At 72.2% G+C, this 18,359-nt stretch carries 15 protein-coding genes and 1 pseudogene; 8 read left to right on the top strand and 8 right to left on the bottom strand.

Features of this window, described 5'->3' with window-relative positions; all coding sequences use genetic code 11:
• The first annotated feature begins 473 nt into the window (after positions 1 to 473).
• The 4 genes from BLW82_RS39100 to BLW82_RS39085 all read left to right on the top strand — a co-directional run bounded on the left by BLW82_RS39100 (position 474) and on the right by BLW82_RS39085 (position 6,633).
• Positions 474 to 689 (top strand): type A2 lantipeptide, encoded by a 216-nt coding sequence (locus BLW82_RS39100; RefSeq protein ID WP_093506685.1) that lies wholly within the window; start codon positions 474 to 476, stop codon positions 687 to 689.
• Positions 690 to 789: 100 nt separating this feature from the next.
• Positions 790 to 1,596, top strand: a complete 807-nt coding sequence (locus tag BLW82_RS39095) for an HlyD family efflux transporter periplasmic adaptor subunit (RefSeq protein WP_093506683.1) — start codon at positions 790 to 792, stop codon at positions 1,594 to 1,596.
• Complete coding sequence (locus BLW82_RS39090) at positions 1,593 to 3,815, top strand: NHLP family bacteriocin export ABC transporter peptidase/permease/ATPase subunit (protein WP_093506681.1); 2,223 nt, start codon at positions 1,593 to 1,595, stop codon at positions 3,813 to 3,815. Before BLW82_RS39095 ends, BLW82_RS39090 begins: the two co-directional genes overlap by 4 nt.
• Position 3,816: 1 nt before the next feature.
• Positions 3,817 to 6,633 (top strand): NHLP bacteriocin export ABC transporter permease/ATPase subunit, encoded by a 2,817-nt coding sequence (locus BLW82_RS39085; RefSeq protein WP_093506679.1) that lies wholly within the window; start codon positions 3,817 to 3,819, stop codon positions 6,631 to 6,633.
• 4 nt (positions 6,634 to 6,637) lie between these two features.
• On the opposite strand, the gene BLW82_RS39080 is transcribed toward BLW82_RS39085, so the two are convergent.
• Together BLW82_RS39080 and BLW82_RS39075 are read right to left on the bottom strand one after the other, a co-directional pair.
• Positions 6,638 to 7,168: an SRPBCC family protein gene (locus tag BLW82_RS39080; protein WP_093506678.1), complete on the bottom strand. Its 531-nt coding sequence runs from the start codon at positions 7,166 to 7,168 to the stop codon at positions 6,638 to 6,640.
• Positions 7,169 to 7,173: 5 nt separating this feature from the next.
• A complete protein-coding gene (locus tag BLW82_RS39075; RefSeq protein ID WP_093506676.1) occupies positions 7,174 to 7,515 on the bottom strand; it encodes an ArsR/SmtB family transcription factor in 342 nt (113 codons plus the stop codon).
• A 212-nt stretch (positions 7,516 to 7,727) separates the two neighbouring features.
• On the opposite strand from BLW82_RS39075, the gene BLW82_RS39070 reads away from it, so the two are divergent.
• The gene (locus tag BLW82_RS39070; RefSeq protein WP_093506674.1) at positions 7,728 to 9,230 is read left to right on the top strand and encodes an MFS transporter; all 1,503 of its coding nucleotides are present in this window, start codon (positions 7,728 to 7,730) and stop codon (positions 9,228 to 9,230) included.
• A gap of 392 nt (positions 9,231 to 9,622) precedes the next feature.
• On the opposite strand, the gene BLW82_RS39065 is transcribed toward BLW82_RS39070, so the two are convergent.
• Positions 9,623 to 10,045, bottom strand: coding sequence for a subtilase-type protease inhibitor (locus tag BLW82_RS39065; RefSeq protein WP_093506672.1), 423 nt, complete (start codon positions 10,043 to 10,045; stop codon positions 9,623 to 9,625).
• 323 nt (positions 10,046 to 10,368) lie between these two features.
• On the opposite strand from BLW82_RS39065, the gene BLW82_RS39060 reads away from it, so the two are divergent.
• Positions 10,369 to 10,899: a hypothetical protein gene (locus BLW82_RS39060; protein WP_093506670.1), complete on the top strand. Its 531-nt coding sequence runs from the start codon at positions 10,369 to 10,371 to the stop codon at positions 10,897 to 10,899.
• A 118-nt stretch (positions 10,900 to 11,017) separates the two neighbouring features.
• On the opposite strand, the gene BLW82_RS39055 is transcribed toward BLW82_RS39060, so the two are convergent.
• From BLW82_RS39055 to BLW82_RS39045, 3 genes and pseudogenes are all read right to left on the bottom strand, one after another.
• Positions 11,018 to 12,652, bottom strand: coding sequence for an RICIN domain-containing protein (locus tag BLW82_RS39055; RefSeq protein WP_093506668.1), 1,635 nt, complete (start codon positions 12,650 to 12,652; stop codon positions 11,018 to 11,020).
• A 290-nt stretch (positions 12,653 to 12,942) separates the two neighbouring features.
• A pseudogene (locus BLW82_RS39050) lies at positions 12,943 to 13,119 on the bottom strand (toxin Doc); the annotation flags it as partial.
• A 3-nt stretch (positions 13,120 to 13,122) separates the two neighbouring features.
• On the bottom strand, positions 13,123 to 13,365 hold the full coding sequence (locus BLW82_RS39045; RefSeq protein ID WP_093506666.1) for a hypothetical protein: 243 nt from the start codon (positions 13,363 to 13,365) through the stop codon (positions 13,123 to 13,125).
• 178 nt (positions 13,366 to 13,543) lie between these two features.
• Between BLW82_RS39045 and BLW82_RS39040 the strand changes: the two genes are divergently transcribed.
• Complete coding sequence (locus BLW82_RS39040; RefSeq protein WP_093508507.1) at positions 13,544 to 14,032, top strand: methylated-DNA--[protein]-cysteine S-methyltransferase; 489 nt, start codon at positions 13,544 to 13,546, stop codon at positions 14,030 to 14,032.
• 417 nt (positions 14,033 to 14,449) lie between these two features.
• The gene (locus BLW82_RS39035; RefSeq protein WP_093506664.1) at positions 14,450 to 16,837 is read left to right on the top strand and encodes a SpoIIE family protein phosphatase; all 2,388 of its coding nucleotides are present in this window, start codon (positions 14,450 to 14,452) and stop codon (positions 16,835 to 16,837) included.
• A 472-nt stretch (positions 16,838 to 17,309) separates the two neighbouring features.
• Here BLW82_RS39035 and BLW82_RS39025 read toward each other — a convergent pair whose 3' ends face one another.
• Positions 17,310 to 17,705, bottom strand: a complete 396-nt coding sequence (locus BLW82_RS39025; protein ID WP_093506662.1) for a nuclear transport factor 2 family protein — start codon at positions 17,703 to 17,705, stop codon at positions 17,310 to 17,312.
• A complete protein-coding gene (locus tag BLW82_RS39020; protein WP_093506660.1) occupies positions 17,702 to 18,355 on the bottom strand; it encodes a cyclase family protein in 654 nt (217 codons plus the stop codon). Before BLW82_RS39020 ends, BLW82_RS39025 begins: the two co-directional genes overlap by 4 nt.
• Between the last annotated feature and the right edge of the window lie 4 nt (positions 18,356 to 18,359).

The raw sequence follows: 18,359 nt of genomic DNA, 5'->3' as shown, positions 1-18,359 counted from the left end.
GGCAACCGGTCATCGACGGTCCGTTGCGATCACGGACTGGAATCATTGCTTCAGGGAATCTGCACATCCACCACCCAAGCGGGTCACGGGAAGCGGCGGATCTGCACATTCGCGCGCCCCTCGCCGTGCCCTTGGCCCGGAGTGCCGGATTCGCCGCCGGGTGCACAAGCGGTGCGGCGGGGGCGAAGTCGCGCGCCTTGTGAAGGAGTCGCCGACAAGCGGTGCGCGCGCCTGCACGGTTGCGTCCTTGTGGGACTCAAGTTCCCAGGTGAGACGCATGGTTGATTGGAAGCGCGGCCCGTGGGCGTGCTTTGATCCAACGCACCGCGGGCCGCGAAGGGCTTCCGGAAACGGGCGCCCGGCGCTCGCGGTCGCGGCCGTCCGCTCGTCCCCCCAAGGGCCGTGTTCGTCCCTGAAGGGCGTCGGGGGCCGCTCTCCCCCTTGTGAATATCCATATGAAGGGAAGTTCCATCATGAACTCCACCCCCCAGGTTGAGACCGTCGAGATCTCCGACGCCGAGCTCGACAACGTCTCCGGCGGTCTGTCCCTGAACGCCGTCGGCACCGTCACCGGCCTGGTGGACGGCGTTGCCCCGGTTTCCGGCCTGGTCAACACGGTCGTCGGCACCGTCGAGGGTGTCACCGGCCTGAACACCCAGCCGGTCACCAACCTGGTCGCCGGTCTCTGACCGCACCTCGTCGCCGTTGAGTCCCGGAGCCGGATCCCGGCCCCGGGGCTCTCGGGCGTTCTGAAACACCCGTGTCTCTCCCCTAGGTGAGGGAAGTTCCGTGCAGTTCCGCCAACAGGCCCTCGCCAAGCTCCAGTCACCGGAGGAGCTCGACCTTCCGGTGCGGTTCGCCCGTCCGCAGGGCTGGCTCGCGCTGTCCGTCTCCGTCGTCGTGATGGCGGCGGCCTCGGTGTGGGCGGTGACCGGTTCGGTCGCCTCCACGGTGAGCGCGCAGGCCATCCTCACCCACGGGCAGGGCAGCTACATCCTGCAGAGCCCGGTCGCCGGGCAGGTCACGGCGGTCCTCGCCGAGCAGGGCGAGCGGCTGCCGGCGAACTCCCCCGTCCTGAAGGTGCACACGAGCCAGGGCGACTCCGTCGTGCGCACGGTCGCCGCGGGCCGGATCAGCGCGCTCGCCGCGACCATCGGGCAGATCATCCAGACCGGCACGAACGTCGCCGCCGTGGAGAAGGTCGCCCACGCCTCGGACCCGCTCTACGCGACGGTGTACGTCCCCGCCGAGAACGCCTCGTCCATCCCCGCGGACGCCCCGGTCGACCTGACCGTGTCGTCGGTGTCGACGCAGGAGTACGGCGTGCTGCGCGGACATGTGAGGTCGGTGGACCGCGCCGCCCAGTCGGCGCAGTCGATCTCGGCGTTCCTCGGCGACAGCCAGCTCGGCGAACAATTCACCAAGAAGGGCCGACCGGTGGCCGTACTGGTCCGGCTGGACCCGTCGAAGAGGACGAAGAGCGGCTACCGGTGGTCCTCGGCGGACGGGCCGCCGTTCAAGCTCGACTCCATGACCCTGGCCTCGGGTTCGATCCGGCTGGCCGACCAGCGTCCCGTCGATTGGCTGCTCCCGTGACCACCGCCCAGGAGACCCGCGGCCGCCGCCGCGCCGCGCCGCCCAAGCGTCCGGTTCCCAAGGGCCGCGGCCGGACGGTCCGTACGCCCACCGTGCTCCAGATGGAGGCCGTCGAGTGCGGCGCCGCCTCCCTCTCCATGGTCCTCGGCCACTACGGCCGCCATGTCCCGCTGGAGGAGCTGCGCATCGCCTGCGGTGTCTCCCGCGACGGCTCGCGCGCCAGCAATCTGCTGAAGGCGGCCCGCAGTTACGGCCTCACCGCCAAGGGCATGCAGATGGACCTGGCCGCCCTGGCCGACGTGCAGGGACCGGCGATCCTGTTCTGGGAGTTCAACCACTACGTCGTCTACGACGGCATGGGCCGCCGCTTCGGCCGCCGGGGCGTGTACATCAACGACCCCGCCAAGGGCCGCCGGTTCGTGCCGATGGAGGAGTTCGACGGCAGCTTCACCGGTGTCGTCCTGGTCCTGGAACCGGGCGACGGCTTCGAGCGGGGCGGCCGGCGCCCCGGCGTCCTCGGTGCCATGCCGGCCCGGCTGCGCGGCACCGCCGGCACCATGCCGGCCGCCATCCTGGCCAGCCTGCTGCTGGTGGTCGTGGGCGCGGCGGTGCCCGCGCTCAGCCGCCAGTACATCGACCTGTTCCTCATCGGCGGCCAGACCTCGCTGCTCACCGTGCTGTTCGCCGCGATGGGCACCTGCGTCCTGCTCACCCTGGTGCTGACCTGGCTGCAGCAGGCGAACCTGCTGCACGGCCGGATCGTCTCCTCCACGCTGTCCAGCGCCCGCTTCCTGCGCCACCTGCTGCGCCTGCCGGTGACCTTCTTCGCCCAGCGCAGCCCGGCCGACCTGGTGCAGCGCCTGCAGTCCAACGACCAGGTCGCCGAGACCCTGGCCCGCGACCTCGCGGCGGCCGGCGTGGACGCCGTGGTCGTCGTCCTCTACGCCGTGCTCCTCTACACCTACGACGTCCAGCTCACCTTCCTCGGCATCGGCGTGGCCCTGCTGAACATCGTGGCGATGCGGCTCGTGGTACGGCTGCGTGCGACCCGGACCGCGAAGCTGCGCGCGGACACCGCCCGGCTCACCAACACCTCCTACACCGGCCTCCAGCTGATCGAGACGATGAAGGCGACCGGCGGCGAGGACGGCTACTTCCGCAGGTGGGCGGGGCAGCACGCGAGCACGCTCGAGGAGCAGCAGCGGCTCGGGGTGCCGAGCGCCTGGCTCGGCGTGGTGGCCCCGACACTGGCCACCGTCAACAGCGCGCTGATCCTGTGGATCGGCGGCATGCGGGCGGTCGAGGGCGGCATCTCGGTCGGCCTCCTGGTCGCCTTCCAGTCCCTGGTCACCCGCTTCACCGCCCCGCTGACCCGGCTCAACGGGGTCGCGGGCCGCATCCAGGACTTCGCCGCCGACGTGGCCCGCCTCAAGGACGTGGAGAACTTCCAGGCGGACCCGGTCTACGCCCGCCCCGGCGCCGGCGACTCCACCCGGCGGCTGCAGGGCCACGTCGAGCTGGAGAACATCAGCTTCGGCTACAGCCCGCTGGACAAGCCCCTGCTCACCGGCTTCGACCTCTCCGTCGGCCCCGGCCGCCAGGTCGCCCTGGTCGGCGGCTCGGGCAGCGGCAAGTCCACCGTCTCCCGGCTGATCTCGGGCCTGTACGCCCCCTGGGAGGGCGTGATCCGCATCGACGGCCGGCGTCTGGAGGACATCCCGCGCGGCGCGCTGGCCGCCTCCGTCTCCTTCGTCGACCAGGACGTCTTCCTCTTCGAGGGGTCGGTCCGCGACAACGTGGCGCTGTGGGACCCGTCGATCCCGGACGAGGCCGTGGTGGAGGCGCTGCGCGACGCGGCCCTGTACGACGTGGTGGCGCGCCGGCCCGGCGGGATCCACAGCAGGGTCGAGCAGGACGGCCGCAACTTCTCCGGCGGCCAGCGCCAGCGCCTGGAGATCGCGCGGGCGCTGGTGCGCCGGCCGAGCATCCTCGTCCTCGACGAGGTGACCAGCGCGCTGGACGCGGAGACCGAGCTGACCGTCATGGACAACCTGCGGCGGCGCGGCTGCGCCTGCGTCGTCATCGCGCACCGGCTGAGCACGGTCCGCGACAGCGACGAGATCGTCGTGCTCCAGCACGGCACGGTCGTGGAGCGCGGGCGGCACGACGAGCTGGTGGCACACGGCGGGGCGTACGCCGCGCTGGTCAGGGAGCGATGAGATGACGACCGTGGACCAAGGCGACCTCGTACTCGGGGCGTTCGGGGCACTGGGCAACCGGATCGACTGCACCGGCTTCACCCGCCTCGACCTCGAAGGCCCGCAGGTGCTGTGGCTGGTGGCGTCCGGCGCCCTCGACCTGTTCGCGGTGGACGCCGAACAGCAGGGCCACTGGCACCACCTGGGCCGCCTGGAGGCCGGCGCGCTGCTGCTCGGCCCGGTCGCGGGACCGCAGCACACGCTGGTGGCCCGCCCGTTGCGGGACTGCGTCGTGCACCGCATCGGCCTGCGCGAGCTGTACCAGCCGTCCAGCACCCAGACCTGGTCCTACGACGAGTACGGCACCCCCCAGTACGTCCCGCCGACCACGAGCCCCGTGGAGTACGCGCTCGCGCTCGGCGTCGGCCGCGGCCTGTCCGTTCTCTTCCAGGCCCCGATGACCGACGGCGAGCGGGCCACGGCCCCCACCGACGACGACGTCTTCTGGATGCAGGTGCCGCCGGGCAGCGTGCAGTACGGCTCGCTGTACGGCGCGGAGGCGGCCGCCGACCTGCTGATGGACCCCGCGCTGTGGCAGAGCATGGTCGACCAGCAGTACCGGCTGCTCACCACCCTCGACCGGTGGATCGAGCAGCTGGAGCGCACCCACGAGACGCGGACGGCGGCCGGTATCAAGGCCGGTGAGGCGGTCCGGGCCCAGGCCGACCGCACGCTCCTCGCCTCCATCGGCAAGGCGGCCAAGCGCACCACGGCCGCCGACGCCGACGCCTCCTACGCGGCCTGCAGACTGGTCGCCGAGGCCGCGGGCATCACCCTCGCCGAGCCCGCGCAGGGCGGCACCGAGAGCGACCGCATCGACCCGGTCGAACGGGTGGCCCTCGCCTCCCGGGTCCGCACCCGGGCGATACGGCTCGACGGGCGCTGGTGGCACGACAACGTCGGCCCGCTGGTCGGACACCGCGCCCTGTCCGGCGCTCCGGTGGCCCTGCTGTGGCGGCGGGGCGGCTATGTGGCCGTCCATCCGGCGACCGGCCGCGAGACCCCGATCGAGAAGGCGAACGCGCCGGAGTTCGAGCCGCGCGCGGTGATGTTCTACCGGCCGCTGCCCGACAAGGCGCTCAGCCCGCTCGGCCTGCTCCGGTTCAGCCTGCGCGGTACGCGCGGCGACCTGGCCAACCTGCTGCTGGCCGGGCTGGTGACCGTGGCGATCGGCGCCCTGGTGCCGATCGCCACCGGCAGGGTGCTGGGCGACTACGTGCCGAAGGCCCAGACGGACCTGATCGTGCAGGTCTGCCTGGCGGTGATCGTCAGCGCCGTGGTGTCGGCCGCGTTCACGCTGCTGGAGAACCTGACCATCCTGCGCCTGGAGGGCCGTATCGAGGCGACCCTGCAACCGGCCGTCTGGGACCGGCTGCTGCGGCTGCCGACCAGGTTCTTCACCCAGCGCTCGACCGGTGAGCTGGCCAGCGCGGCGATGGGCGTCAGCGCGATGCGCCGGCTGCTGGCGGGGGTCGGCCCGGTGGTCGCCCAGTCGGTGACCGTCGGGGTGATGAACCTGGGTCTGCTGTTCTGGTTCAGCGTGCCGATGGCGCTGGCGGCGCTTGCCATGCTGGTCGTCATCGGCGCGCTGTTCCTCGGGCTCGGGCTGTGGCAGGTGCGCTGGCAGCGCAAGCTCGTGGTGCTCGGCAACAAGCTGAACAACCAGGCCTTCCAGACCCTGCGGGGCCTGCCCAAGCTGCGGGTGGCGGCCGCCGAGAACTACGCGTACGCGGCCTGGGCGGGCGAGTTCGCGCGCAGCCGGGAGCTCCAGCAGAAGGTGGGCCGGATCAAGAACCTGACCACGGTGCTGGGCTCGGTCTACCTGCCGGTCTGCACCCTGCTGATGTTCATGCTGCTCGCGGGCCCGGCGCGGGGCGCCATGGACGCGGCGGCCTTCCTCACCTTCAACACGTCGGTGACGATGCTGCTCACCTCGGTCACCCAGCTGACCGGTTCCTTCGTGTCGGCGGTGGCCGCGCTCCCCCTCTTCGAGGAGATCAAGCCGGTCCTGGAGGCCGCCCCCGAGGTCCGCACCGCAAGCACCCGCCCCGGCCCGCTGTCCGGCGCCGTGGAGGCCCGGCGCCTGTCCTTCCGTTACTCGGACGACGGTCCGCTGGTCCTGGACGACGTCTCCTTCGCCGTCCGCCCGGGCGAGTTCGTGGCGGTCGTCGGCCCCAGCGGCTGCGGCAAGTCGACCCTGCTGCGGCTGCTGATCGGCTTCGACAAACCGGTTTCCGGAAGCGTGCTGTACGACGGCCAGGACCTGGGCGCCCTCGACCAGTCGGCGGTCCGCCGCCAGTGCGGGGTGGTGCTCCAGCACGCGCAGCCGTTCACCGGCTCGATCCTGGACGTCATCTGCGGCACCGAGCCGTACACCCCCGAGGAGGCGATGGCGGCGGCCGAGATGGCCGGACTCGCGGAGGACATCAAGCGGATGCCGATGGGACTGCACACCATCGTCGCCGGAAGCGGTGCGATCTCCGGCGGCCAGCGGCAGCGGCTGATGATCGCCCAGGCGCTGATCCGGCGCCCGCGCATCCTCTTCTTCGACGAGGCGACGAGTGCGCTCGACAACGACACCCAGCGCACGGTCATCGAGAGCACCCGCAAGCTGAACGCCACCCGGATCGTGATCGCCCACCGGCTGTCCACGGTCCTGGACGCCGACCGGGTGATCGTGATGGAGGACGGCAAGGTCGCCCAGCAGGGCCCGCCCGCCCAGCTGCTCGCCGACACCGGCGGGCGCCTGCACGAACTGGTGCGACGGCAGCTGGCGTGACCGGTCAGGCGCCGAGGCCGGGGACGGGGGCGCCGGAGGGCAGGCCGGCGTCGAGATAGCCCTGGTAGTACTCCTTCCAGGGCGCGGTGACGCCGGCGTGCGGGGCCGGGAAGCGCTCACCGCGGGCCTTGGCGTCGAGGGCGGCGAGGCAGACCTCCCAGCCGGCGCTGTTGCGGGCGGCGGTGTTCTCCTCGCCCAGCACGTGCGTGAGGGTGAAGCGGGTGCCGTCGGGCCCGGCGTCCTCCAGGTCGAAGCGGATCTCGTCGCCGCCCCAGTCGAAGGTGAGGTTGCGGGGCGGGTCGACGGCGAGCACGGTGCCGTGCGACTCGGGCATGTTCGGATCGCCGGTGAACCTGACGGAGCCGCCGGAGCGCAGGTCGAACTCGGCACGGGAGGGGAACCACCCGGCGAGTTCGTCGGGGTCGGTGACGAAGTGCCAGACGCGGTCGACGGGGTGGCCGTACAGGCGGCTGAAGCGGACGGCGGGGCGGCCGTCGTCGAGGGTGACGTAGGTGCCGGTGAGTTCGGCGGGCATGGGGATCAGTCCTTCGAGGTGGGGGCTTCCGGATCGTCCGCCGTCTCGTCCAGGCGGCGGCCCAGGGTGTCCAGGCTGCTGTTCCACAGCCGGCGATAGGGGGCCAGCCAGGCGTCGAGTTCGGCGATGGGTGTCGGGTCCAGGGCGTAGACGCGGCGCTGCGCGTCCTGCCGCACCCGGACCAGGCCCGCCTCCCTCAACACTTTGAGGTGCTTGGACGTGCCGGGCTGGCTGAGGCCGCAGGCGTCCACGATCTCGCCGACGGGGCGCGGGCGGGCGAGGAGGAGGCCGACTATGGCACGTCGGTGCGGGTCGGCGAGGGCGGTCCAGAGAGTGTCGGCGGACATGGCTTCAATATGCCCAGGCGGTTATATTCCTGTCAAGGAATATACACTCCACGACGGGCGGTGCGCCCCCTCCCAGCGAAACGTTGCCGTTTCGCTGAAAGTGGTCTAGGCTCGATGTGTACGAAACCGTTTCGTTCGCGGCGTGGGAGATGCCGTGGCAACGAAACGGCTTCTTGGTAAATCCCGAACGACTTCCCTGGAGTGGTTCTCGCATGTCTGAGAAGACTTTGACCGACGACGTCCGCGTCGGTACCGAGGAGGCACCGCCGGTCGCCTCCTCCAAGCGGTGGTGGATCCTCGCGGTCATCGCCATCGCCCAGCTGATGGTGGTGCTCGACGCCACCATCGTGAACATCGCCCTCCCGTCCGCCCAGGCAGACCTCGGGTTCTCCGACGGCAACCGGCAGTGGATCGTCACCGCGTACGCCCTCAGCTTCGCGTCCCTGCTGCTGCTCGGCGGCCGGATCGCCGACCTGTTCGGACGCAAGACCGCCTTCCTCATAGGGGTCGCCGGCTTCGCCGCCGTGTCGGCGCTGGGCGGTGCCGCGAACGGCTTCGGGATGCTGGTCACCGCGCGGGCCCTCCAGGGCGCCTTCGGCGCGCTGCTGGCCCCGACCGCGCTCTCGCTCCTCAACACCACGTTCACCGACGCCCGCGAGCGGGCCCGGGCGTTCAGTGTCTACGGCGCCATCGCCGGTGCCGGCGGTGCGGTGGGCCTGCTGCTCGGCGGTGTCCTCACCGACACGTTCGACTGGCGCTCGACCCTGTACGTGAACGTCGCGATCGCGGTCGTCGCCTTCGCGGGCGGCATGACGCTGCTGCACAACCACCGCGACGCCGGGAACGCCAAGCTGGACGTCCCCGGCACGGTCCTGGTCGCGGCCGGTCTGTTCTCGCTGGTCTACGGCTTCTCCAACGCCGAGTCGCACGACTGGGGTTCGCCGCTGACCTGGGGCTTCCTGATCGCCGGTGTCGTGTTCCTGGCCGCCTTCACGTGGTGGCAGACCAAGACCGAGCACCCGCTGCTGCCGCTGGGCATCCTGATGGACCGCGACCGGGGGGCCTCGCTCCTCGCCGTGCTGATCTCCGCCGGCGGCATGTTCGGCGTGTTCCTCTTCCTCACCTACTACCTGCAGCTGAACCTCGGTTTCAGCCCGACGAAGACCGGCGCGGCGTTCCTGCCGATGATCGGCGGCCTGATGGTGACGGCACAGATCGGCACCCAGGTTCTGGTGCCGCGGATCGGCCCCAAGCTGGTCGTCCCGCTGGGCTTCGCGGTCTCCGTGGTCGGCATGATCTGGCTGACCGGGATCGGCGTCGGCTCCAGCTACGTCAGCGCGGTGCTGCCGCAGCTGATCATCACCGGCCTCGGCCTGGGCCTGGTCATGCCGGCGGCCATGCAGCTGGGAACGGGCGGGGTGACGGCCGACGAGGCCGGCGTCGCCTCCGCGACGGTCAACGCCATGCAGCAGGTGGGCGGTTCGATCGGTACGGCGCTGCTCAACACGCTGGCGGCGAGCGCGGCGACGGGCTACCTGGCCGGCAAGGACGCGACCAGCAAGCTGGTGCAGGCGCAGGCGACGATCGAGAGCTACACGACCGCGTTCTGGTGGTCGGCCGGGATGTTCGCGGTCGGCGGGGTCATCGCCTTCGTGCTGTTCCGCAAGGGGGTGCCGCAGCAGGACCCGGACGCGGCGCCGGTCGTCCACATGTAGCTTCCGCAGAGCCGCAGGCAATGAGGGGCCGCCGTCAGCAGGGAGACGGTGGCCCCTCGCCGTTGTCGTCAGCGGGTGTGATGCGGCTGGTCGCGCAGTCCCTCCACCAGCCGTCGGCCGGGGTACCCCCAGCACCCCTGAAAGGGCCACCCCGGCGAGGTTTCCCGGCTGTTCGGCTCCAGCGAGGCCGCGGCTGCCGGGACGTCTTCCGCCGCTCCCCGGCATTCCCCAGGACGGGAACGCCGGGAAGCGGCGGTGATGCCGGGGGTCGGACGGGCAGCCCCACACCACCCGTCCGCCCCCCGGTGCGAGATCGCAGGTTCCCGCTCCAGGGGCCGCACTCCCCAGTTACGGACCTGTCCGGCAGTCACGAGGACCGTGCGATCCCGGGCTCAGAAGGCGAAGACGTTCGTCCCGTAGGCGTCCCGCATGCACTGGTTGCCGAAGGTGTGCTCGTAGGAGACGCGCTTGCCCTGCCAGACGCCTTCCACTGTGACCACGACGGGGTCGTAGAGCTTGGTGCACCACACGTCGGCCCTGGGCACCAGGGCGTTCAGGTCACCGCCGGCGCCGCGTAGATCGGCACAGGCCTCGGCGGCCGCCGGGTGGGTCCCGGAGGCGCTGGGGGCGCAGTTCAGGGTGACGGCGCGCTCGGGCGTGGCGGTGGCCGCGTCTGTGCCGTGGCCGGTGGTGAGCACCAGGGCCGAGGGGGCGTAGAGCGAGCTCGGGGCGGCGACGGCGGCCCCCGTCAGGGGTCCGCAGACGGCGGCGGCCGTGAGGCCGATGGCCGCTGCCCAGCGCGCGGTGGTTCGCATTGTGTGCATCCTTCCGCTCGGTTCGACGGGTGCCGCCCTCGGCCCGGTGGGTGCCGGGGCGGCGGGCGCCACTCTGCCGAGTCCGCCGCGGAAACACACATCGACCCCACGGGTTTCAGTAACCTTGCGTATTGAAGCAGTGGCGTGAAGTCACGGAATTCGAACGCGTCGGCCGCTCAACGGAGCGGTTCTTGATCGCCCGAAGCAGCCAGATGGCGCGATCTCATCGCCTCGTTAATCGTCCTGAAACATTCCGCTTCCGCTGTCGGCGGACTTCCGGGCAAGCCCTTGCCTTCGCTCTGCAACGGAGTAATCGTCATTACATGATTACTCAAGAGCAGCGAGACAAGGTTCGCGGCTGGTTCGCCGGCCGCCTGCCCGACGGCCTCTTCGAGGAACTGGTCGAGGTGACGGTCGACCGCGAGGAGGTCACCGTCATCGGGCGCATCCCCGGCCCCGAACTCGCGGACGGCGCGTCGGACGCAGAGCGGGAGGGGGCCGTACAGGGCCGGATCCAGGAGTTCCGGGAGCGCACCCGGGAGGGCCGGATGGCCGTCGCGCGGGAGGCGGAGCACCAGTTCCGGCGCAAGGTCTCCTGGGGCGTGGTGTGTTCGGGGCAGCGGGCGCTGTTCACGCATGTGGCCGCGCCGGTGATGACCCGGCTGCGCCAGCCCGAGCGGGAGGTCCTGGACACCCTGATCGCCGGCGGCGTGGCACGCAGCCGCAGCGAGGCACTGGCCTGGTGCGTACGCCTCGTCCAGCGCCACACCGACGACTGGCTGACGGAACTCCGCGACTCCCTGGAACACGTGGAACGCGTCCGGTCCCAGGGCCCGGACGCCGACCAGGACTGAACGCGCTCCGAAGGGGCGCTGGGGGTACGCCCGGCCGAAGGCGGGGGGAGGAACCTCGCGACCACCCACGACGGCCCCGCGGACGACCCACGACGCCCACGGCCTCCCCGCGCAGCGCCTAGTGGCCGGCCAGCCCCGCCGGCTGCGCCGAAGGCCCCCCGCTCCCGGCGATGGAGAGCGAGCCACGGCTCTGTGCCGGCACCGGCGCGTCGGTCAGCCAGCGCTGGCCGCTGGTGTGGTCGCGGACCTTGACCACGATGTCGGAGCCGGGGTCCACCCCGCCCGTCCCGAGGGCGAGGGTCTCGTCCCAGCGCGGCAGCAACTCGCCCTGGGCGGTGAGGTCGTAGCGCACGTCGGCGCCGCGCTGGGCGCCCTCGCCGGCACAGGCACCGAGGATGACCACCCCGGCGTCCGCGTGCGAGTCCAGGCACAGGTCCGGGCCGGCCGCGCTGCGCAGCTCCCCGTCGCTCTCGTACGTCCACTGCTGGGTCGAGGCCGAGGAGCACACGGCGAGCACGACGCTCGTCCCCGTCTTCGGCTCGCCGTTGATGTCCAGGCAGAGCTGGGCGGCGGCGTTGCGCAGCCGGGTCGTGTGGTCGGCGGCGGGCAGCCCTGCCGTGCCGGAGGTGGGCGTCGCCTCGGGCTCGGAGTCGCCGGGCACCAGGCCCGCGGTGGCGACGGCGTCGCTGCCCTCACCGCCGCCGGACAGCGTGCTGACGGCGAGCACGGAGGCGAGCAGTCCCGCGCCGGCCACCCCGACACTCGTCAGCAGCGTCTTCGACGACCAGGAGCCGGGCGGACGGCGCACCGGCACGGGGATGCGGGCGAGGATCCGGGTCGTCCGGTCGGCCGCGCGCCGCCGACCGCCGCCTCCGGCGCGCCGGGCGGCCGCACGGGTGAGGGGAACCTCCGCACCGCCCTTGCGCCCCGGGCGCGTGTCGAGGTAGCGGCGGGCGCCCCAGCCGAGCACCGCCTCGACCAGCAGGACGCCCAGTCCGCCCTCGACATGGCCGAGTTGCTCGGCGGCGGCCCTGCAGTACGGGCACTCCGCGAGATGCGCCTGGACGTCCGGCAGCAGGGCACCGCCGCGGCGGATGGGCACGTCGAGGAGCCGGTTGTAGTACCGGCACTCCTGGGACGGCGCGAGTTCCCGGTGGGCGCGGACGCAGCCCTCACGGAATCTCTCCCGGGCGTCTTCGAGAGCCGCTGACGCGGTTGTCGTGTCCATGCCCAACAGACCGGCCGGTACGGTTATCGGTTCCGCCTCCACCTCGGCGTGCCAGAGCAGGCTCTGGGCGAGCGCCGGAAGGCCCAGGAATGAACGCTCCGCGAGCATGCGGTTTTCCGGGGTCATGGACTTCGTGGCACGCATACCACGCCCGCCGGCCGGTTTCCCGAGGTCCGGGAGAACCTCGGCTATTCGGTCCTCGACGGCCCAGTTGGCCACCGTGTCCCGGACCGAGACCAGCAGGCGCGGCCGGATCGCGTCGGCCGTCTCACCGAGGGCCACCCGGTCGAGGACCTGGTGGAAGGCGGCCGCCGCGACCATGTGCGCGACGGGCCCCGAGGCGGCCAGGCAGATGACCGCGTACTCCTGGACGGGCCGCCAGTGCCGGGCCATGAGCAGCGCGGCGGACCGGGAGGCCTCGATGTCCGACCCGGCTCGCAGCGGCGCGGCGAGGGACTCGTCGGACTCCCCCGCACCACCGCCCGGCGGCGGACAGGAAGGTCGAGGCGGGAGGGGGGTGGACACGGAGCGGATTCCTTAGGTGCGGTGGTGCGTACCTCTTCGGTGCGCCTGCGGAGGGCGGGAATTCGCCGGCACGGTGTCGGTCGCGTTCCTCAACTGCCTAATTGGACCAGGCCATTACCCCGCGCGGGTATTCACCCTCGCACAAGTCTCACACAAGCAACAAGGCGCCCGAACAACATCGACGGCATTGACAGAAAGTCAGAAAGGTGGCGGCGGCTATTGCCCCTTCATGGCCGCATTCACATTCCGCGCACCCCGTGTGAACCGCGCGCCCGCACCGGCCCCGCGCGCACGCTCCCGGCCCGCCAGGCGGCGTCGGAGTCCACACCGAGACGCGGCGGGTCGACCCGGTGCCGGGCGACGGCGGCGACCAGCGCGGAGAAGTCGTTGATGGTGGGCTGCTCCGGCATGACTTCCTCATGGCGCTGGAGCAGCCAGGGCACGTCGATGTGGATGACCGGCGGCATGGCTCAGGCGGCCTCGCCCTTCGCGGGCGGCCGCTCGTCGTCCGGGAACGCCGCGGCGAACTCGGCGGCGTGCGCCGCGAAGAAACGGCGGAATTCCTCCGCCCCTTCCTGCAGCGCCCGGTGCCGGGCGATGTCGGCGGCGGCCGCCTCACGGACAAGGGCCTTCATCGACGTACCGCGCTCCTTGGCTATCTGCCTCAGGTCCTCAAGCTCGCGGTCGCTGAACTCCACGTTGAGAGCTGGCATGCCCTTCACGGTACCGCGAGGGTACTCCACCGTAAATACCCGCAGGTCAAGACCGACTCTTCACGGTACCAGCGGGACCCGGGAACCATGTCCGTTTTCCGCCGGTCGGCGGCGTGGCGCCGCGCCAGACTCGGTGTCACGACGAGAGCGACGGCGAGTGAGGCACCGGATGGATGAGATGGACGTGTACACCGTGTACGACAGCCCGCTGGGCGAGCTGTGCCTGACCGGCGCGGAGTCAGCCGACGGCTTCGTCCTCACGGCACTCTCCCTGCCGGCGCGGCGCGGCGCCGGGACCGTCCGCGCCGACCGCCCGTTCGCCGAGGCGGTACGCCAGTTGAACGCCTACTTCGGCGGCCGGCGCACCCGCTTCGACCTGCCCCGCGCCGCCCGGGGGACGGAGTTCCAGCAGCAGGTGTGGCGGGCGCTCGACGACATCCCGTACGGCACCACGACGACGTACGGCGAACTGGCGGCACGGCTGGGCGTGCCCCGGTCCGAGATCCGGGCGGTGGGCGCCGCGGTCGGCGCCAACCCCCTGCTCGTGATCCGGCCCTGCCACCGCGTGATCGGCGCCGACGGCTCGATGCGCGGGTACGCGGGCGGGGTCGAGAACAAGGTACGGCTGCTCACCCACGAGGGCGCGCTGCAGCCGATGCTGGGCTGAGCCGTCTCCCGCACGGCCGTTGTCGGGCCCGGCGCGCGAACCGCCGGTGACCGCGAAGGAGATGAGGTGTTCGGCGTCGGGTATCACCACGCCGTGTGAGTGGACGATCTCGGCGGTCGCGAAGACCGGCGAACGCCCGTACGCGGCCGTGGACTTGCGGTCGGGGTGAGACGGACGGCGTGCGGGCACCGGCGGTGCGCAGAATTCTGACGGGGTGGTACTTGTGCCCGTCAAGGGTCCGGAAGCCTCGGCCCACCCCTTTCGTCCCGGCGGCCGGTCCCCGTTCGGCACCCCGGACAGGGCCCGGCCCCGACCGGCCGCCCCTCGCCGCTTGCCGGTCACGGGAGGGTCCGAAGCACTACGCTGAACACGAGTGGTGCACCTGTTGACTGTGAGTGTGCGCTTGGGAGTGGCGAGATGAGCCGGGTCTACCCCTTCGACGACGCGGCGACGGCCCGGGCTGTCATCGACGAGGACGGCACTCTGACCGAGTGGAGCGAGGGCGCGCGGCGGCTCCTCGGCCACCCGGCCGAGGAAGTCGTGGGCCGCCCCGCGGCGCTGCTGCTGGCCGGGGACGCCGTGCCGCGCGCACCCGTCGGCACCCGCTGGGACGGCACCCTCGGACTCCGCCACCGCGACGGCCGCACGGTCCCGGTCTGGCTGCTCGCCCACCACACCCCGGCCCACGACGGGCGGCCCGGCCACTGGGTGCTGGTCTCCCCGCTGGACGACGGCGGGCCGCGCACCCCGGACGATCCGCTGGCCACGGCCGCGCTGACGCAGTCACCGTGCGCCATCGCGGTCTACGACGACCAGCTCAGGCTGCGCCGGATGAACGAGGCGATGGCCCAGGTCATCGGGCTGCCCGAAAAACGGGTCCAGGGGCTCAGGGTCACGGAGATCGGTGGCAGGCAGGAGAGCGGGGACCTGGAGCTGAGCATGCTCCGGGTGCTGGCCTCGGGCCGGCCGCTGGACGTGCAGACGTACCTGCGGATCGGCGACGAGGACCGGGCGCACGCCTGGCTGGCCCGGTTGGCGCCGGTCACCGACGCCGCCGGGCGGGTGTGGGGCGTGAGCCTGGCCGCCCACGACTTCACCGAGAACTACCTGGCCAGGGAGCGGCTCCAGCTGGTCAACGCGGCGAGCGTGCGGATCGGCAGCACCCTCGACGTCGTACGGACATCCCAGGAGCTGGCGGACGTCTGCGTCCCGGCCCTCGCCGACCTCGTCACCGTCGACCTGCTGGACCCGCCGGAGGACGGCGGCGACCTCCCGGCCCGGCTGACCGCGCCGGTCACCCTGCGCCGCATCGCACACCAGTCCGTGCTCCCCGGCGTGCCCGAGGCGGTCCTCAAGCCCGGGCAGACCGAGGTCTACCCGGCCGCCTCACCGCAGGCGGACTCGCTGACCGCGGGGCACACGATCGTGGCCTCGGTGTCGTCCGGTGAGCTGGACGACTGGCTGAGCTGGAACAAGGCCCGCGGGGAGCGGGTGCGCGAGTTCGGCGTGCACTCCTCGATGTCGGTGCCGATCCAGGCCCGCGGTACCACCCTGGGGGTCGCGGTGTTCCGGCGGCACCGGCGGCTCGACCCTTTCGGGCCCGACGACGTGCTGCTCGCCGAGGAGATCACCGCCCGGGCCGCCGTCTGCATCGACAACGCCCGCCGGTACTCGCGCGAGCGCGAGACCGCCCTGGCCCTGCAGCGCAGTCTGCTGCCCCGGACGCTGCCGCGCACCGCCGCCCTGCAGGCCGCCTCCCGCTACCTGCCGGCGGCACGGGCCGGGGTGGGCGGCGACTGGTTCGACGTGATCCCGCTGTCCGGGCTGCGGGTCGCCATGGTCGTCGGGGACGTCGTCGGCCACGGTGTGCAGGCCTCGGCGACCATGGGCCGGCTGCGGACCGCCGTACGCACCCTCGCCGACATCGACCTGGCCCCGGACGAGCTGCTCACCCACCTCGACGACCTGGTGCTGCGGCTCTCCGAGGAGCAGGGCGGCGAGGGCAGCACCGGAGAGGTCGGCGCGACCTGCCTGTACGCCGTCTACGACCCGGTGTCGCGGCGCTGCACACTGGCCCGCGCCGGGCACCCGCCTCCCGTACTGCTGCGTCCGGGCCACCTCCCGCACCGGCTCGACCTGCCCGCCGGACCCCCGCTGGGCCTGGGCGGGCTGCCGTTCGAGTCGGCCGAGGTGACGCTGGACGAGGGCACGGTCCTGGCGATGTTCACGGACGGGCTGATCACCTCCCGGCACCGGGACCCGGACACCGGCCGACGGCTCCTCCACGAGGCGCTGGCGGCGTACAGCGACTCGCTGGACGAGACCTGCGACCGGATCCTGCACGCCCTGCTGCCGTCCGGCGGCGCGGCCGACGACGTGGCCCTGCTGCTGGCCCGCACGCGGGGACTGCCGCCGGCCCGGGTGGCGTCCTGGGACATCCCCGCGGACCCGGCCCTGGTCGCACCGATCCGCAAGCAGGTCGTCGAGCAGCTCGACGTGTGGGACCTGAGCATGGCCGCTTTCACGACGGAGCTGGTGGTCAGCGAGCTGGTCACCAACGCCATCCGGTACGGCGCCCACCCCATCGGGCTGCGGCTGATCCACGACACGGCCACCCTGATCTGCGAGGTCTCCGACACCAGCCACACCGCTCCGCACCTGCGCCGGGCCAAGACCTGGGACGAGGGCGGCCGGGGCCTGCTGCTGGTGGCCCAGCTGACCCAGCGGTGGGGCACCCGGCACACCGCGGAGGGCAAGACGATCTGGGCGGAGCTGTCGCTCTTCGAGGACGACGAACTCCGCTGAGAGTGCCGCCTGGTGCCGTCGGCCGACTGCGGCGCCGTCGTCGCTGGTCACGCAGTTCCCCGCGCCCCCTCGGGACGCGTTACCAAGCCGCAGTCTTCAGACAGTCGCCGCAGACAGGTGACCGCGAACCGATCGCCAGGTCCCAGTCCGACTGCGGCGCCGTCGTCGCTGGTCGCGCAGTTCCCCGCGCCCCTGACGGGGCGCGTTGCCAAGCCGCAGTCTCCAGACAGTCGCCGCAGACAGGTAGCCGCGAACCGATCGCCAGGTCTCCGTCCGGCTGCGGCGCCGTCGTGGCTGGTCGCGCAGTTCCCCGCGCCCCTGACGGGGCGCGTTGCCAAGCCGCAGTCTCCAGACAGTCGCCGCAGACAGGTGACCGCGAACCGATCGCCAGGTCCCAGTCCGACTGCGGCGCCGTCGTCGCTGGTCGCGCAGTTCCCCGCGCCCCTGACGGGGCGCTGCTGAACCGTTGGTGTCAGACAGTCGCGGCGGAAAGGTGCTCGTGGACCGCTTGCCAGGCGTCGCCGTCGGTGCGGTGGAGGACGATGGTCTCGCGTTCGTGGAGGACGTCCTCGCCGGCCGTGGTGGAGATGCGGGTGGTCACCGAGTGGGTGAAGACGGCGGTGTCGCCGAGGAGCTGGAGGCGGCGGTCGCTCGAGTCGCAGGCGAGGACGCGGAAGGCGTCCTCGTCGGTCCACTGCTGCCAGAGGGCGCGGTACTCCGCGGTGGAGTCCAGGCGCCGGCCGGTGGTGTGGAAGACGAAGGTGGCGTCGGGGGCGAAGGCGGCGAAGTAGTCGTCGGTGCGGCCCTCGGCGAAGGCGGAGATCAGGGCGTCCGCCGCGGCGAGGACGGTGTCGTGGTCGTGGCTCAAGGCTTCGGCTCCGAGATCCGGGCCACGGCGCGGACGGGTGCGCCGTCCGCGCCGGGCAGGTGCAGGGGGAAGAGGGTGACGTGGACGTCGTGGCCGGTGTGCTGGGCGTCCAGGACCTCGGCGAGGTTGGTGAGGTTCTCGGCGATGACGGCGTCGGCGCCGCACAGGATGCGGTGGGCGGGGAGGGTGTCGCCGGGGGTCGGGTCGACGCTGAGGGCGTCGATGCCGACGGTGTGGATGCCGCGGGCGACGAGGAGGGCGGCCGCCGCCTCGGTCAGGTGGGGGTGGTCGTGGTAGGCGTCGGTGCCCCAGTGCGCGGACCAGCCGGTGGCGATCAGCACGATCCGGTCCGCCGGGACGCGGGCGAGCAGGTCGGTGCCGATGGCCGCCCGGGGCGGAAGGCCCCGGGCGTCGACGATGTGGGCGGGGCCGTCGAACCGGTTCAGCGGGAGCTGGTCCAGCGTGGGCAGGCCGTCCTCGATGTGGGATGGTGCGTCCACGTGGGTGCCGGACTGCGAACCCATGTGCACCTGGAGGACGTTGACGCCGTCGTGGGCGGCGGTGAGCGCGGGGCGGATGTCCACCCGCGGGTCGCCGGGGTAGACCGGCATGCCGGTGCGCAGCGGCACGGACAGGTCGATCAGGCGCATCCCG

Origin of the sequence: Streptomyces sp. Ag109_O5-10 (assembly GCF_900105755.1) — a bacterium.
Classification (GTDB): Bacteria; Actinomycetota; Actinomycetes; order Streptomycetales; family Streptomycetaceae; genus Streptomyces.
Note: the sequence above shows the minus strand (reverse complement) of the source record. Positions and strands in the feature narration are given on the sequence as shown.